This is a genomic window from Pedobacter vanadiisoli (genome assembly GCF_042684385.1).
Classification (GTDB): Bacteria; Bacteroidota; Bacteroidia; order Sphingobacteriales; family Sphingobacteriaceae; genus Pedobacter; species Pedobacter vanadiisoli.
This window is the reverse complement of sequence record NZ_JBHULL010000009.1, coordinates 23,123-39,702: the sequence shown is the minus strand read 5'-3', so window position 1 is coordinate 39,702 and position 16,580 is coordinate 23,123. Positions and strand designations below refer to the sequence as shown.

At 39.8% G+C, this 16,580-nt stretch carries 8 protein-coding genes; 1 reads left to right on the top strand and 7 read right to left on the bottom strand.

Annotation, left to right across the window (positions count from 1 at the left end; genetic code table 11):
- Nucleotides 1-101: 101 nt before the first annotated feature.
- From ACFSR6_RS11405 to gcvH, 3 genes are all read right to left on the bottom strand, one after another.
- Entirely contained in the window at nt 102-2,912 is a 2,811-nt protein-coding gene (locus ACFSR6_RS11405; RefSeq protein ID WP_379078824.1) for an outer membrane beta-barrel protein, read from the bottom strand.
- Nucleotides 2,913-3,226: 314 nt separating this feature from the next.
- Nucleotides 3,227-3,652: a VanZ family protein gene (locus ACFSR6_RS11400; protein ID WP_379078821.1), complete on the bottom strand. Its 426-nt coding sequence runs from the start codon at nt 3,650-3,652 to the stop codon at nt 3,227-3,229.
- 10 nt (nt 3,653-3,662) lie between these two features.
- Nucleotides 3,663-4,043 carry a glycine cleavage system protein GcvH gene (gcvH, locus tag ACFSR6_RS11395; protein ID WP_379078819.1) on the bottom strand — a complete coding sequence of 127 codons (381 nt, stop codon included), beginning with the start codon at nt 4,041-4,043 and terminating at the stop codon, nt 3,663-3,665.
- Nucleotides 4,044-4,241: 198 nt separating this feature from the next.
- Here gcvH and ACFSR6_RS11390 point away from each other — a divergent pair, with 198 nt between their 5' ends.
- Nucleotides 4,242-4,754: a hypothetical protein gene (locus ACFSR6_RS11390; RefSeq protein WP_379078816.1), complete on the top strand. Its 513-nt coding sequence runs from the start codon at nt 4,242-4,244 to the stop codon at nt 4,752-4,754.
- Here the strand turns inward: ACFSR6_RS11390 and sov are convergent.
- The 4 genes from sov to ACFSR6_RS11370 all read right to left on the bottom strand — a co-directional run bounded on the left by sov (nt 4,741) and on the right by ACFSR6_RS11370 (nt 16,523).
- Nucleotides 4,741-11,943 carry a T9SS outer membrane translocon Sov/SprA gene (gene sov, locus ACFSR6_RS11385; RefSeq protein ID WP_456238600.1) on the bottom strand — a complete coding sequence of 2,401 codons (7,203 nt, stop codon included), beginning with the start codon at nt 11,941-11,943 and terminating at the stop codon, nt 4,741-4,743. The two genes, ACFSR6_RS11390 and sov, sit on opposite strands and share 14 nt — an antisense overlap.
- Nucleotides 11,944-11,954: 11 nt before the next feature.
- A complete protein-coding gene (gene ruvA / locus ACFSR6_RS11380; RefSeq protein WP_379078811.1) occupies nt 11,955-12,539 on the bottom strand; it encodes a Holliday junction branch migration protein RuvA in 585 nt (194 codons plus the stop codon).
- A 6-nt stretch (nt 12,540-12,545) separates the two neighbouring features.
- Nucleotides 12,546-14,864, bottom strand: a complete 2,319-nt coding sequence (locus ACFSR6_RS11375) for an NADP-dependent malic enzyme (protein ID WP_379078808.1) — start codon at nt 14,862-14,864, stop codon at nt 12,546-12,548.
- 255 nt (nt 14,865-15,119) lie between these two features.
- Nucleotides 15,120-16,523, bottom strand: coding sequence for a lytic transglycosylase domain-containing protein (locus ACFSR6_RS11370; protein WP_379078806.1), 1,404 nt, complete (start codon nt 16,521-16,523; stop codon nt 15,120-15,122).
- Between the last annotated feature and the right edge of the window lie 57 nt (nt 16,524-16,580).

Below are 16,580 nucleotides of genomic sequence, written 5' to 3'. Positions count from 1 at the left end.
TAACTGTTAGGCTAAAGGTTTAGTTCTGCTTTAGTAACATTTGAAATACAAAAAAGGCCCCGCTTTTAACCGGGACCTTTTTTGTTTTATTAGACATTAATTTACATTCTCATACGGCCACCGCCCCCGCGCTGACCTGGCATCTGCATATCGCCACTCATGTTTCTTCCGCCAATGCGGGTTAACGAATAAGTGAATGAAAACATGTAATAACGTTTTAATACATTATAATTTAAATCAGTAATTGAAGTACCTGTGGCTGTTCTGCTTACACCTGTATTCTGGTTCAATGCATCATTTACAGAAAACTTAAATGTTCCCCTGTTCTTAAAGAACTGACGGCTGATGTAAGGGTTAAGAATGGTGTACTCCTGGTTGTATAAATCGCCACCGCCAAAATTTCTGAAGTAATCGATGTCCATTGCCAGCCTGATATTGCCCGGCAATACATAACTCACATCAAAACTTGGGTTTATGGTATAAAACTGTGTATTTGCTGATTGTTGAGCTGAAAACGTTGAATGGGTATAGCTACCGGTTATACCGCCTGTTAAATCGAATTTATCAACATTGGTAACCAATTTATAACTGTTTGAAATGGTATAACTGTTTGTAATGTTTTTAACAGAGGTGGTACCTCCCTGCGGGACAATGTAATTCACATTTCTATTGTAAGCGCCATTACCTGAAATGTTTAAGGTTAATTTACGCTCTGCCATTAACGGTAAAGACCAGGTTGCATTAGCATTGCCTGCGTAAACACCATCAACATTAATGTAACTCACCTGTTGGATCCCGCTTGGCAATTGTGCTACACTGTTACCAATACTGTTAAATGTTTGGGTTAAATTTAAACCTGCAAAGAAAAACCTACCATTTTCAATATTGAAATTGTTAAAATTGATTCTCAACTGGTTATTAAATGAAGGTTTCAAAGCCGGATTACCTACATAAATGGTCTGCGAGTTTGTATTATCCGGAATTGGCTGGATCTGATCGATAGTCGGTTGAGTGGTAGAACCACGATAGTTGATAAACAAGCGTTTACGGTTACTAAAGTTATACCTGAACTGTGCAGAAGGGGTAATATTGATAAAATTCTGTGTACGTTTTAAACCTGTGGTTAAATTGGTATTTACCCTATTGGTCTGTTGTGCAGCTACACCAATATTCCAGTTATACTTTTTCTCGGTTGTGGTTAAACTGGCGCCTAAGGCGTTGGTTAAAGTACGGTTGTTATAGATATTCGAAAAAGTATTATCCACAATATCAAACTGTAAAGTTGATGGATTATAATTAAATACATCCCTTTGCGAATCGCTGTTTGAATAACCGTTCTGATAGTTAAACTCTACACTCAATGTTTTGTTTAAAGGCTCTGTATAAACTACGCGTGCGGTATTATTTAACGAGTGACTGGTTGTATTGTTTAACTGATTGGTTAACGAATCTCTTGAAACCCCATTGATTGTGATCTTTTCATTACGGTAATTGAGGTTGGTACCATCATTATCGTTTATACTGGTATTTACATTTAGGGAAAGGGTACGGCCCCTTCGTTTAAAGCTTTTCCTTATCAACAAATTATTACTCACTGCAGGAGTAGCAGCTGTTGTGGTGTTACGCTGTAAACCAGTTGTTAAAGAGGTAATAAAATCACGTGTATAGTTTGTAACACTGTTCCCATCAGTTTCTGTATAAGTCAGGTTAGGCTGAATTTTGATTGATAATGAGGGATCGATTTTAGTATCCACCATAAAATTGAAACGGTGGTTGATCCGATCGGTTGTATTATCCAGATCTTGACTGATATTGGTGGTTCCCGTACCTAAAAGATTTTGGGTATTAGAGTTCTGAATACTTTCTGAATTGGCCTTGTTAAAGAAATAACTGGCTTGGAACTGGGTACCATCTTTATAGGTATCGGCAAAGTTTAAACCTGCCGCATTGGTATTGGTTATACCGCCGCTACCACCGGAGTTACCTCCTCCACCGCCGCCAAAACCACCACGGCCACCGCCAAAGCCTCCACCACCGAAACCGTTACCAACACCACCGCCCTGGCCAAAATTCTGCTTGTTCACATTGTTAAACTGGCCAATAAAGCTGATCTGCTGGTCTTCGTCAAATTTGTTAACATTTAAACTGGCATCGTAACGGTCATTAGAACCATAACCAGCCGTACTGTTTCCAAAATAGCCATGCTTCATCCCGTTTTTAGTAGTGATGTTTAAGATTTTATTTCTTGTTCCATCATCAATACCTGTAAACTGCGCCTGCTCAGACAGTTCATCAATTACCTGTATCTTATCTACCATGTCGGCAGGAAGATTTTTCGTGGCCAGTAAAGGATCGTTACCAAAAAATTCTTTACCATCAACTTTTACTTTGGTAATGGTTTCGCCCTGGGCCTTAACACTACCATCTTTTGCAACCTCAACCCCTGGTACTTTTTTTAACAGGTCTTCCACTACAGCATTTTCGCGTACTTTAATCGATTTGGCATCAAATTCAAGCGTATCCTTTTTTACCACGATAGGAATAGTTGCGGTTACATTAACTGTATTTAAATCAACGCCATCGTCACTCATGGCAATTTCACCGGCATTTACGGTAGTTTTAGCTACTTCAACATCTTTGGTTGCTGTTTTTAAGCCTAGAAAGGCCGCATAAATACGATATCTGCCAGGTGCTATAGTTTTAAAACTAAAAGTTCCGTCAGGACTGGTTTGAACGGAGGCTACCACACTCGAATCTTTCAAACTTTTAAGTGCCACGGTAGCAAAATCGACCGGTTTTTTATCTTTTGCGTTAATTACTTTACCGTTTACCGCACCAGTATTTTGCGCCTGAGCGATGTAACCACAAAAAAGGAGTACAATAAATATTACCTTCTGTATGTTTCTTTTCATCAAAAAAAATTAAATATAAAAATATAACTAAGCTATCAGACTACAGAAAAGCTTAAAGGTTTGTTAAAAGCTTGGTAACATTTTAAATACAGCTTTTGGAGAGGCCATCAGGCCTGAAAAGAAGGTCGATTGGGATCGGGGTATTATTTTTGGCGTGAAGGATAAACTTTATAGTATACTTTTGGGCAGTTACAGTTCTTTTTAAAGATGCTGCATGCACTTAAACATATGGATACAATTACACAGAAAATACTAACCCTTGTTTTCATCGATTTTATTTTATTTTCAATTGTAATGAAAGTGTTCAGAATACATCAATTGTTTTTGGTAAGCGATGTATTCGTGATGGTTTCATTGAAATTCAATTTATGGAGCAGTACATAACTAAAAACGGCCATACATGCGCCTAACATATCACATCCAAAATCCCACCATTCTGCAGACCGGTAGGTAAAAACTTTCCATTGTAGTAACTCTATTCCTCCGCCTATTATGGCATTAATCAGCAAAATTTTAAAAATGGTTAATGTTCTGAAAGCGTAAGTATGCTGATATTTTATCTTGCCAAAAAAGAGTAAGACTGATAAAACGAAAAAAAAGCCCAAATGGGTCATTTTATCAAATCCTTCAAAGAAAAAACCGCTTTTCGAAACGGAATCGGAAATATGCATATTACAAAACACTAAAACAATGATGGTCCACAGGATGGCCCATTTTTGATGTTTTAGTGTTTTGTACAAAATATAGTGATTAAGCGCCTACCAGTTCCTGATAAGCTTCTGCTGTTAATAAACCTTCTGCTTCAGCCGGGTTGGTCAAAGATACTTTTACCATCCAGCCCTCTCCGTAAGGATCTGAATTAACCAATTCCGGATTATCGTTTAATTCGGCATTAACTTCCAATACTGTTCCCGTAACTGGCATATAAAGATCAGAAACAGTTTTAACAGCCTCTACAGTACCAAAAACTTCTTCTTTTGCCACTTCGCTACCCACAGTGTTAATATCAACATAAACGATATCGCCCAATTCGCGCTGTGCAAAATCAGTTACGCCAATATAAGCTTCGTTACCTTCAATTCTAACCCACTCGTGGTCTTTAGTGTACTTTAATTCTGATGGAAAATTCATTATTTTATATGTTTTGAAAATAAGTTGTTCGTTTAATCTCGTTTGCTATCGTTTCTGCATCAAAAATACAATTTAGTTTATCCATTCGCAATGGCTTAAAAATTAACTTAACAAAAAATCAAATGTTACAGGCAGAGCAGCAGGTGAATATTAAACTCATAAATAATATGTATATTGATATACAAATTAACCCTCAATATGAAACCTTCGATTGTTTATACTTTAAAAGTATGCTTGGCAACCTTGCTTACTGCAGTTCCTCTTACCGCAGCTATTGGATTTACTTATATCGGTTTAATCACCTTAGTTAAACCAACAAATTATGTTTTCACCTTTATTATTCCGTTTAGCCATGTGTTAATTTTTGTAGGGATTATTGCGGTGTTAATTAGCCTCAATATGTACCTAACAGAAAAAACGGGTTATAAAAGGTTTATCAACGACAGGCCCATAGTACATTCCATCGTGATATTTACACTTTATCTGATTGTGAGCAAAAACATTTTCTCAATGGATTTCGACTATATTTTATTTAGTTACGTTCCAATGTTCATCACAGCCTACATATTCAGTAAAATATTCTCTTCACCAGGTAAGAGGTCTGTTTGGCCCCCACTTAATAAGAGGTGTGATGATGAATTAAAAGTTTTAGAGAAACCTGTTTATGATACAGCATGTTTCTACAAACGAGAACCAATTAATTCAACGTAAACCTTAAACTAAATCCAAAATTACTGAAAGAAGTATTAAAGGTTTGCGAAGTATAAGGCTTGGTAATATTCGAATCGTAAAACAACTTGATATTAAATTTCTGATTCAACACATAATCTACACTTGGCCTTAAGGTAATGTTTTTTGCTCCCGATGATACTTCTGCCTCAGTTACATCAGCACGATAGATGACTGTTTTGTTATCGCGGATGGCCACATCGAGCTTAAAGTCCATATTGTTATCCATCTTTATGCTTTTAAACCAGCCAAAAGGGAAACGGAATTTATTGGTACGGTAACCTATGCCCAACACCATATTATTCTCTGATAGCTGCGCCAATTGACTGTTGGCCAGGCTCAGCCCGAGTAACCTCGACCGGTTTAACTCGAAAGAAGCAGTAAGGTTATTTTTAAACCGGGTATCAACCCCTATTAACGGGGCAAAATACTCTGAAACAGTTACCTGTGCAAACTGATATTCGGGCAGGAAGTTGTTGTTTACATCGCGGCTGCTCACAGCTCCATTGGTTTCCTGGTAACGTAATAGTGAATTAAATCCATTGATGTTATAAACCGAGCGATAACCGTGACGGATATCTACAGATGAAAATTTATCGGCAATAAAAGGAATACGTGTTAATCCGCTATAAGTTAAATTCCAGTTAGGGAGTGGGATTTTAGGGAAAGCATTCATGCTCATTTTACCTGCATCCTTACCCGAATAGGCCGCCAAAAAAGCAGAGATAATTACATCCTGGCTTTCTTTACCATAACCATCGGCATAACCTCCGTTTAAACCTGATGAGTTAGGGTTCTGCGCGCCTAACCTTCTTGAAATAATAATCCGGTTGGCCATAAACTGGTTAAACAGTACCGAAATGGTATTCGAATTGCTTTCTTTAAATGCGGTACCCAAAGCTATGTACGAAATGCTGTAATCTCCGGTGGTAATGGCGCTTAAATTTTCGAAAGAGGAAACGCTGGCCACGTACCTGAAGTTGGTAGAAAAATTCCGTGTTTGTGCTTTATTGGCCTTTAAGGTAATCCGTAAATCTTTAAATGGTTCTAATTGTCCGGTAAGCTGGAAATCTTCGCGCAGTGTATTTACATATAACTGGTTTTGCAAAGTATCAGTTGTTAACCAGCCGTTGCCAAGTGCCATTTCCCTGATATCGCGCTGACTACCAAAAACAAAGCCCAGACCCGGCGCTCCGGTAGCCTTATCGAGACCAAAAAACTGCGTTGTAGGCATATAACCCGGCAAGAAAATACCTTTGGTTTGCACAAAACTGGCATTCACATTTTTCAAACTTGTTAACAGGTTAATGAAAAACTTTTTAGCCCCGCCTGCATCCTGATCATTGGCTGAATTCCTGATAAAACCAAATTTATTGTAAAGCGTAGTAAGGGTTAAGGTAGGATTTACCTGAACGGTCCTACTGTTCTGGATCGTATTACCCAAATTGATATTAGGATCGCGTAAGGTAGAAAGGGGCTCGGTTTGCCAGTTAAAATTGGTCCCGTAACGGGTTTTTACCGAAATCCAGTTTAGTCCGGGGATTTTATCAATCGGCAGATTATAGGTAACATTTAAATTGTGGTTATAATCGGTTGTACGCCCTAAACGTTTTAAGTTTTGCCAAACGGTATCGCGTTTTAAACCATCAATTCTTCCATCAGGTTCGTCAATGATCGAATAGTTGGTCGCATTAAAATCCAGCTGTAAAGAGCGGGTAAGGTTCCACGCAATGCCATAAACCCTGCTCATGGTAAAGTTTTTATTAAAGGTGGTTCCATAACCACTCCGGTAAACTCCGATGGTATTATTTGGATCGTTGTTCCGTAAGGTATTTTCTGAATATAAACGGTCTACGTCAATCCTGAAATTAATGGCGCTCGGGAAAATACTAAAATTAAAATCCTTCAATAAAGCCAGCATATTTGATTTTATAATCTTTTCAAATGGAGCTATCGTTTTAGCCTCTTTAGAATAACTATACTGTAAAGATGCCCTGTAAGTATTCTGAATGCTGTTCTGATTAATAAAATCGCGGTGATTGTACTGCGTGTAAGCATAGCTTACTGCAAAATTCTCAATATCCCATAAGTGCACAGGTTTGGTGCTGTTCATCCGGTCTTTTCTAACGTTGGTAAAATTTATACCTCTTCTAACCGTATAATCCTGTGCAAAATTTAAAATCGAATCTTTTTGTTCTTTTGTCGATCGATCTAAAGCATTTTTCAGTTCGATATCTGGTGTTCTTGGATTGTATTGTGGCGTAGAAACCTGTTTCGAATAATTAACAAACATTGGGATCTTAACCCCCGATTTCTGCGGCAGGAATTTGCCCAACTCTACTGATGAAGATACATCCAGCAGCACATTGTCTGCACGGTTTCTTTCACTCACTTTCGAATCGATAGAGCCAAAGCCAACGGTAGATTTACTTCCAGAAATGTTTACATCTGCAAAATCGGCCAATTTTAAGTTCAATCTTCCTGTGGCTGCCCAACCTCCTCTTTCATCAAATTCGGTTAACCTTAATTCGTTGAACCAAACCAGCGCGCTTTTGTCCTGTCCGTCATCACGGTTGGCTCCACCATTTGCAGCACGCAACGGGTTTTTAACCCCCAGCATATAAACCCTTACCTTGCTCATATCAGGCTGACCTTTTACTATAATGGTCCGCTCGCCATCGGTATAGGTAAATGGAACATTGATCGGCCAGGGTTGTCCGTTGGCCAGTTTAGCTACATTACGGGCAAGTTTGGCATTTTGGAAAAGGGTTAATTCGATATCCATTCTATTGGCTTCAGGCCATATCGCATCTGGATCGCTCGTCCCCGGGTTCGTTACCTTTAAAGGCATTACATATTCGTAATAGTTATCCTGGTTATCTGTTCCGATCCTTAAAAAAGCAGCAACATCATTATTATTCAATACCTGATTGTTTGTCGCTTCTGCGTGCACAAACATCTCTAAATGCTTGTAAGACCTAAAATCGCTATAGGCAGTTTTAAATGCAGCTCTACCATAGCCATCCCTTAATGATTTAACGGTAACCGATAACGATTGCTCGTTCAACCTGGTATCGCCACGGTAATTGCTATAATCGCGTTCACGCAAAATTCCCGGAGGGGTAACATAAGGTATCGGCGAGCGTTTACCGTTTTCTTCGATGTTTACAGTCGATACTTCGATAGTAGAGTTATCTGGTGTAAGTGCCGGTAAAGATGGATCGACAATTACCTGTGCTGCAAGGTTCGAAGCATTGTATTCCCTCCACTCCCCACGGATTAATTGTAATTTTGCAAAACGCAATACTGCTGTATCGGCAAAATTGGTCATGAACATCCGGAAGAAACGGATTGATTTAAAATCCTGGATACCACCTACACGGTCCTGATACTGGCCAATCGGAATCCTGAACTGATACCAGGTAACTGCCTGTGTATTTCCATTGGCCAATTTTACCTGCGAGGTAACCTTATCGGTAATAAAGTTCTGTCCAACAGTTAAATCGCCAGGGCGCATAGAAACTTTATACTGAAAGTATTCATCGCTTTGGGTCATGTTGTTATCGCGATTGATGTCTTCACCATCAGGCAATGAAGTAGAAGCCGAATTTTCCAAACCCAGTTCTGCCTGCGATTGCTGTGAAGTTTTAGAGTTACCTTCTGTTCCGTTATATTTTTCGTAACGCTTAAGGATTCCGGCATTGATCTGATCTAAAGCAGGTCCCCTGAAATAAGCATAGTTATCTGATGCCGGATCCGCATCAATTGCCGTAGCTGCAGTAGCGTTTAATTGCGATTTGATCTGTGCGATTGCCGCAGCAAATTTTATTTTCTCATCTGCATCCGATAACCCATCCAAACCCACATCCTGTGCACGGCGCGAATCAGGATCATTATCAAAAGCCTGTATAACGGGCTGCAATTTCGGTACACGGCCCCATACGGTTTCATCATATTTACTTGGATCGTTAGTAGCTGGCAAACCATTTTCCAGCGATTTTCTTCCATCTTTAAGGATATCTTCGGAAATATTACCTAAGTTGAAATACACATCGCCACCGGCAGAGTTTGGTTTATAAATAAATGGATCCAATACCCAAAATTCGATAAAACCAACATTCAGGGCCTCAAAATCGTTGGTTTCGATTTTCCGTTGAAAACCACCCCAGCTATTTTTAGGCAGCAATAAAGATCCGTCTGGCTTAAAATCTGTTGTACGGAAATTGTATGGTCCCCTAACGGTTGGATAATAGGCCACATCAAGCGTTGTAATATTCAATGCCTGTCCTGTTGCAGTTTCCTTAAAAGGGAAAACTTCCTGCTCAATTACTTCCCTTACGTAGTGGTTGGAAAGCTCGTTCCGGTTGTTGCGGATATTGGCCGGAGTGGTAGAAGCAGCAGAATTATAAAAAGTAGGGTCGATATTATAAAAGGCAATCCGTGCACGGTTATAGCCATACGATAAATCGTTGGATCGTTCATACTCAGGAAAAAGCTGCGGCGTACCCGAAAGCTGCCAGGCAATGGCACTCTTTAAATCAATTACCGATCTGGATGCTTCGAAATCGTCGAGATAACTTACTCCATTTTTACTTCCGGCAAAATTTAATGCCCTCGGATGACCCGGGATCAGTTGTGCAAACTCACCGTAAAAAGTTACGCTTGATGGCGCCTTGGTTGAAATGAACGGAAGCTTATCCACCATTTTGGTTAAAAACCTCGAAGGCGAACTGTAGTTGATATCGGCTCCCCAAATGGTATTGGAAATGGGTTCTTCACCAAGATTTACCTTTTGTGTTAAAGGCTTCTCGGTAAGGTTCATGAAGGTACCCCCAAGGTTTAGTTTGTTGTTAACACGGTAATCTAAACGCGTTCCGAAAAGCGAACGTTGCTGCAAGCCAAAAAGTTCGTTGTTTTCAGTAGTGATCCTGATGGGCTGACCAGAAATTAAAAGGGCCTGGTTGATGATACTTACACGGCCACCCTGATAATCGACCGTAAAATCGACACCTTCCGTTAATGGCATGGTTCCGGCAAAAACCTTTACTGATCCTTCAGGAACGTTAATGGCATTTAAACTAAATTCAGAAGAGATATCTGATTGATAATTCACCTTGATTACATACCTGTTCTGGTTCTGGAACAATTGCTTGGCAATGGTCTGAGTGGAATCGTAAAGTGCGGTAAAAGCGTATTTATTGATCAAAGCCTGCTCACTAGGCAAAAATCTTGCGGCCAAATCTTTACCAAAAGGCTCAATTACAGGAAAAATAATCCTTCCGTTTGCCGGATCGATGGTAATATAGCCCGAATTGGTATTGGTAACCAATGAAGTTTGCCCGTTGCTACCCACACCGAACATACTGGCCTGGTTGGCATTGCTGGCGGTAGAATAAGAACCAAAAGCATTATTTGCGGCCACGAAATCGAAAACACCGTCTGGTTTACGCTCATTTTGTTGATTTAAACGGTCAAATTCGGTCAGGGCAATCCACTGCTTGTTTGCGGTATTCTGTCCCTCTGTCATTACCGGATTATCTACACCTGTTTCATTATCGATACGGTAAATATCGAGTTTAAAATTCTGGCTGCTGATCTGGTATCCACCAATAGAATAGATGTTTTTCATCATCAGGTCCCAGGTTGGCAATTGAATTTTTGTAGTTTCGTTCTTTAATAACTTGGCATAAAGCACCCTCGGATTTGCAGCATCAAAAGGAATATCAGTAGAAAACTCACCTACCTGGTATTCTACTCCATTATAAGTATAACGGTAAGCAACAGCCAAAACTTCATCTGCATTTAAAGGATTATTCAATGAGAGATAACCCAATTGTGGCTGAAAGGTAAATTCGCGCTCAGTAAGCTTACGGGCGTAAATCAGTTTGGCAAAGTTATCGGTATTACTGCTATTGGCAGGGGTGGTTTGAAAGAAAGATAAAACTGCATTAGAATTGGTCTGGCGTATGGCGCCACCCTGATAAGCATTTAATTGTGCAATCAAATTGTTCGATTGCTGAGGGAAGCCCGTAGCAGTTGTTCCTGCTGGTAAACCAGAGGTCCCCCCATTAATTAAAATATTGTTAAAAGGAACATTCTCTCCCAAATCAAGCAAACCCAGTACATCTCTTGAGTCGGTAGTGTTACCGGCCTTATTGGTAATCCAGACCTCAATTTTGGTAATCTGGATAGGCGAGGTTATAATAGGCGCATTAGCCAGGTTTTTATTGTAGTTGTTCCTGAAATATTGCGATAAGAAATAGTGCTTATTGGCCTCATAACTATCAATACTTACCGTGGTACTGTTCTGCTGCGCACCGTTGGTAATTTTAATCTCCCTCGATTGCGATTTCTGTTGGGTATAAACACTGGTTACATTTAAGCGTCCAAATTTCAGCTGTGTTTTAATACCAAAGAGCGCCTGTGTTCCGGTAATCAGAGAGGTATTTAAAGGCAAGCTTACATTACCTGCTTCAATTTTTTGGATAATATCATCAGGGCCGCCGGTATAATCGAGCTTAATCTGGTTTTCGAAATCAAACTGGGCCTCTGTATTATAGTTGCTTTTAATTTTTAATTTGGTTCCGATGTTACCAACCAGATCCATTTGTATCCTTTGGTTAAAATCGAAATTCGTCTGTACCCGTTGTCTTTCGTTAAAAAGTGGGTTTTCATTTTTATTTACCCGGCCCAAAAAAGTGAGCTCAGCTTCTCCGCGGGGCTGAATATCGATGGTTGTTCCTCCAAATAACTTTTCAAAAGCTTTGCTGTTTACCTGGATCTGGGGAATAATACCAGTGCTTCTGTAATCACTTACCTCTGCATTTGAAATACTGCGCCAGTTACCTCGTTTTATCTCACTGTTAACTAGTCGCTGGTACTCATCAATAGTTAAATATTGTGTATTTAGAACAAATTTTTCGCCAATTAATTCTTTTACTACATACCGTTTGTTTTTGGCATCGTACTCTACAACACGCTTTAAATTGCTGGGGGCAGGATAAAACGGATTAACGGCTGGACTAAGCCCTAAACGTTCTTTTTCTTTTAAACCGAAGTTGTTTTTTGAGGCAATAGTGTCTGTCTTGCTTGGAATCACTTGTGAAAAAGTGTTTTGAGAAGCAATTAAAAAAAGAGGGATGAGAAACAGAAATGTAGATATTCTCTTCAAAGGCAGTAGATCTATAAAGTTTTTAAAGCTTGTTTAATTAGTTGCTCTACCGAAAGTGTTCCCTCTGTCACTTTTAAAATCTGGTCTATAGTTTTTTCGGCGGTTTGTTTGGCGAATCCGAGCATTACCAATGCTGATAACGCTTCATCTTTAACAGTATTGTGTTGAGGAACAGAAATTAATGAATCTGCCCCTTCTTTTTTTAATTTATCCTGTAATTCTAAAACCAGGCGTTGTGCCGTTTTAGCCCCTAAGCCCTTAATCCGCTGAATGAGCGGTAAATCTGCCTTAATAATCGCGGCCTGGATTTCCAGAGGTGTAATGGATGATAAAATCATTCTACCTGTATTTGGCCCAATTCCAGATACTGATATTAAGTGTAAAAATAAACGGCGTTCGCCTTCATCGGCGAAGCCGTATAATGTATGTGCATCTTCTTTTACATGCAGCCAGGTGTAGAGTTTACACCTTTCTTCGCCTCCCAAAGCGCTGTACGTATTCAAAGAAATATTAATATGATAACCTATACCTCCGGCTTCAACCACAACATATGCTGGGTTTTTGAATGTCAATTTACCATCAATATAAGCGTACATGTAATTCTACTTTTTAATTGTTTTTCCAAATATACCTTTTCGTTTTGATGTTTCAATTTCTTCTTTAGCCTGAACATCTACAACTGCAATAGTAACCATATTTACAATTTCTCGCACAGAACTTCCTAATTGAACAATATGAACAGGTTTATTTAATCCAAGCAAGATCGGACCAACTGCTTCGGCACCCCCTAGCTCTTGTAACAATTTGTATGCAATGTTTCCCGATTCCAAATTCGGGAACACAAGCGTATTTGCCGGCGCATCAGCTAATGTACTAAAAGGAAAGTTATCTTTTAGCAATTCATTGTTAATAGCAAAGTTCCCCTGCATCTCGCCATCTACCACCACTTCAGGGTGGTTTTTATGAAGTAAATTAACAGTTTCCCTTACTTTATTAGGGGTTACACCATCATTTGAGCCAAAGTTTGAATAAGACAACAGCGCAATGCGTGGCTTAATGTTAAACTGTTTTACCGATTTATCAATCAATAAAGTAATGTCGACCAGTTCTTCTGCAGTCGGATCAACATTTACCGTGGTATCGCCGAAGAAAACCGGACCTTTTTTGGTCATCATCATGTACATACCAGCCACACGTTTCACCCCTGGCTTTACACCTATTATCTGCAAAGCGGGTTTAATGGTAGCAGCATAGTTTTTTGTTAAGCCCGAAATCATGGCATCGGCCTCTCCAAATTCTACCATTGATGCGCCGTAGTAATTACGGTCTCTCAATAATTTGGTGGCATCGCGCATAGAGGAAACCCCTTTACGCTGACGTTTTTTAAAAAGTGCCTCGGCGTACTGTTTGGTTTTATCAGGGTTCTGCATCTGATCAATGATCTCAATACCCTCCAATTCCAAAGCGTGTTCATCAATAATGGCCTGTATTTTATCTTTATTGCCCAAAAGAATCGGAATGGCGATATTATCATCTTTTACAATCTGTGCTGCTTTTAAGATTTTATAATTATCAGCCTCAGCAAATACCACCCGTTTGGGAGCCATTTTTGCTTTGGTGGTTACTGCCCTCATAATGGCATCATCCAAGCCTAAACGTTTCCTCAATTCTTCATTGTAAGCGTCCCAGTCGGTAATGATTTTTCTGGCCACACCACTCTCTATGGCTGCTTTTGCCACTGCAGTAGAAACCTCGGTTATTAACCTGAAATCAACCGGTTTTGGAATGATATAATCTTTACCGAATTTAAGGTTACGCGCATTATAAGCTAAGTTAACAGCTTCAGGAACCGATTTTTTAGCCAGTTCGGCAATGGCCCTTACTGCAGCTATTTTCATGGCTTCGTTAATGCTGGTTGCCCTAACATCCAGTGCTCCACGGAAAATGTACGGGAAACCCAATACATTGTTTACCTGGTTCGGATAGTCGGAACGGCCGGTAGCCATAATCAGATCTTTACGGGTTTTAATGGCCAGCTCGTAGGCAATTTCGGGATTTGGATTGGCCATGGCAAAAACAATAGGGTTTTTAGCCATCCCCATCAACATTTCAGGAGAAATTACATTAGCAGCCGAAAGTCCTATGAAAACATCGGCACCTTTCATGGCTTCGCCGATATTGGCAATTTTTCTGGTGGTTGCAAAACCCATTCGGATATCGTCGAGATCAGTACGGTGGATATCGATTAAACCATTGATATCGAACATCACCAGGTTCTCTTTTTTAACCCCCAGGCTCAGGTACATTTTTGAGCAGGAAACAGCTGCGGCACCTGCTCCGCTTACTACTACCTGAATTTTATCGATCTTTTTTTTCTGGATTTCGCAGGCGTTCAATAAAGCTGCGCCAGAGATAATGGCGGTTCCGTGCTGGTCATCGTGCATGACAGGGATATTCATCTCCTGTTTTAAACGGCGCTCGATCTCGAAGCACTCAGGGGCTTTGATATCCTCGAGATTGATTCCGCCGAAAGTTGGCTCCAATGCCTTAACAATTTTCACAAAATCATCCACATTTTCGGTATCCAGCTCCAAATCGAACACATCGATGTCAGAAAATATTTTAAACAGAAGGCCTTTACCCTCCATTACGGGCTTACCGGCTTCAGGGCCGATATTACCAAGGCCCAAAACGGCAGTTCCATTACTGATTACTGCAACTAAATTACCTTTGGCGGTATATTTATAAACATCTTCCTTATCGTTTGCTATTTTTAAACAGGGCTCTGCAACTCCTGGAGAGTATGCTAAAGTTAAATCCCTTTGCGAGGTTGTAGGTTTTGTGGGTACTACCTGTATCTTTCCCGGACGACCATGCGAATGGTAATCCAATGCATCTTGCTTTCTATTCGTATTACTCATTAAGTAACTTATTAGTGACCGTGCAAAGGTACAATTCTTTTTATGAGGCTTAAAATAAAAGCCTTTCAAAAAAAGTTAAATAAGAACATAATGGCGTTACCAGCGAAACCCTAACTGGCTTATACTTTGACCATAAAAGGATTGCTTACAATGCTTAATAGTTATAAATCATCTTTACTGATTACAACAAAATGTGGTTCTCCGGAGAAGGAGAAAGGGACCGTCTAAATCATGTGATAAGGTGAATATTGTACCTTACCCCTTACTGATCTTTAGCACCATTCCAACCTGTAAACCTGCTTTTGATAAACGGTTATCGCGTTTGATGCTCTGAACTGTTGCGCCATCGAATTTCTCTGCAATTTCCGATAAGGTATCTCCCGTTTTCACTTTATAGCTTAAGAATGACGAAGGTGCTTTTAAAGGTTTATGATTTTTAGTGTAGATTTTTAATTTTTGTCCCGGCACCAAAGTTTTGCTCTTTAGTCCGTTCCAAACCCGGATATCCTGCACCTCTACCCCATATTTATCGGCGACTGAAGTAAGATTCTGGCCTGTGGTAACTTTATGGTAAACAATGGATGATGTTGATACGTTTTTCGTTTTCTTTTTCCTTAACTCCCTTATATCATCGGTACCAGCCTCTATCACCTTCATGCTTACATCTACTTCCTGGTTGTTAAGCACATCATAGATACCAGCATAATCGGCATCCTTTAATTTAGGCATTACAATCCGCTTGGGCTCATCATCGGTACCATTTACAATTTTCTTCTTATAAGATGGATTTAAGGCCGTCATCGCTTCTTCTTCAACATTAAGCACTTTTGCCAGGGTTGATAAAGAAACAAAGCGGGTAGTTTGAACGGTATCGGTTTTAAGGAACATGTTCGAAGCCTGTGCCGTGATCTGGTGTTTGCTGGAATAATTCATTACATACACCGCAGCGATAAAGGCTGGCACGTAATTCCTCGTTTCTTTAGGTAAAAACTGTCTGATTACCCAAAAATCTCTTGATCCGGCTTTATCAATGGCCCGGTTTACATTACCCTTGCCACAGTTATAGGCTGCAATGGCCAAAAGCCAATCGCCCAGTTCTTCAAAAGCATCCCTAAAATAAGCTGCTGCAGCATAGCTGGCCTGTATCGGATCTTTACGCTCATCAACAAAATTGTCCATTTTTAAACCATAGGCCTTTCCTGTACCGAACATGAACTGCCAGATACCCGTTGCCCCTACACGCGAAATGGCATGCGGGTTCATCTGCGACTCTACAATGGTTAGGTATTTTATTTCCTGTGGGATGTTATAATCTTTTAATGCTTTGTCAAAAATCGGGAAGTAATAGTGGGATAAGCCGATCATTTTTCCGAACATATCCTTCCGCTTGGCATAAATATCGATATACTGCTGAACGTATTCGTTGTAAGGGAGTGGAATGGTTTTCGTGATGGAATCGAGCCTGAGTTTATAGATAAAGTTCCCTCCCATAGTTAACGGGTTTTCAGAAACTACAGGTACGGCTACGGTATCGGTATTGATAAAAATGTTGTTGTGTACCTTAGGGAGACTATCTAATTTGAGGGTTTGTTGTGCGGAAGCGGAAGAAAAATATCCTAAGCAAGCACAAATTGAAGCAAAAAGAATTTTTTTAATCATGGGCTATTGGTTTACTCAGTCGCGTCAATAACTAATTCTACTTTTGCACCATTATTA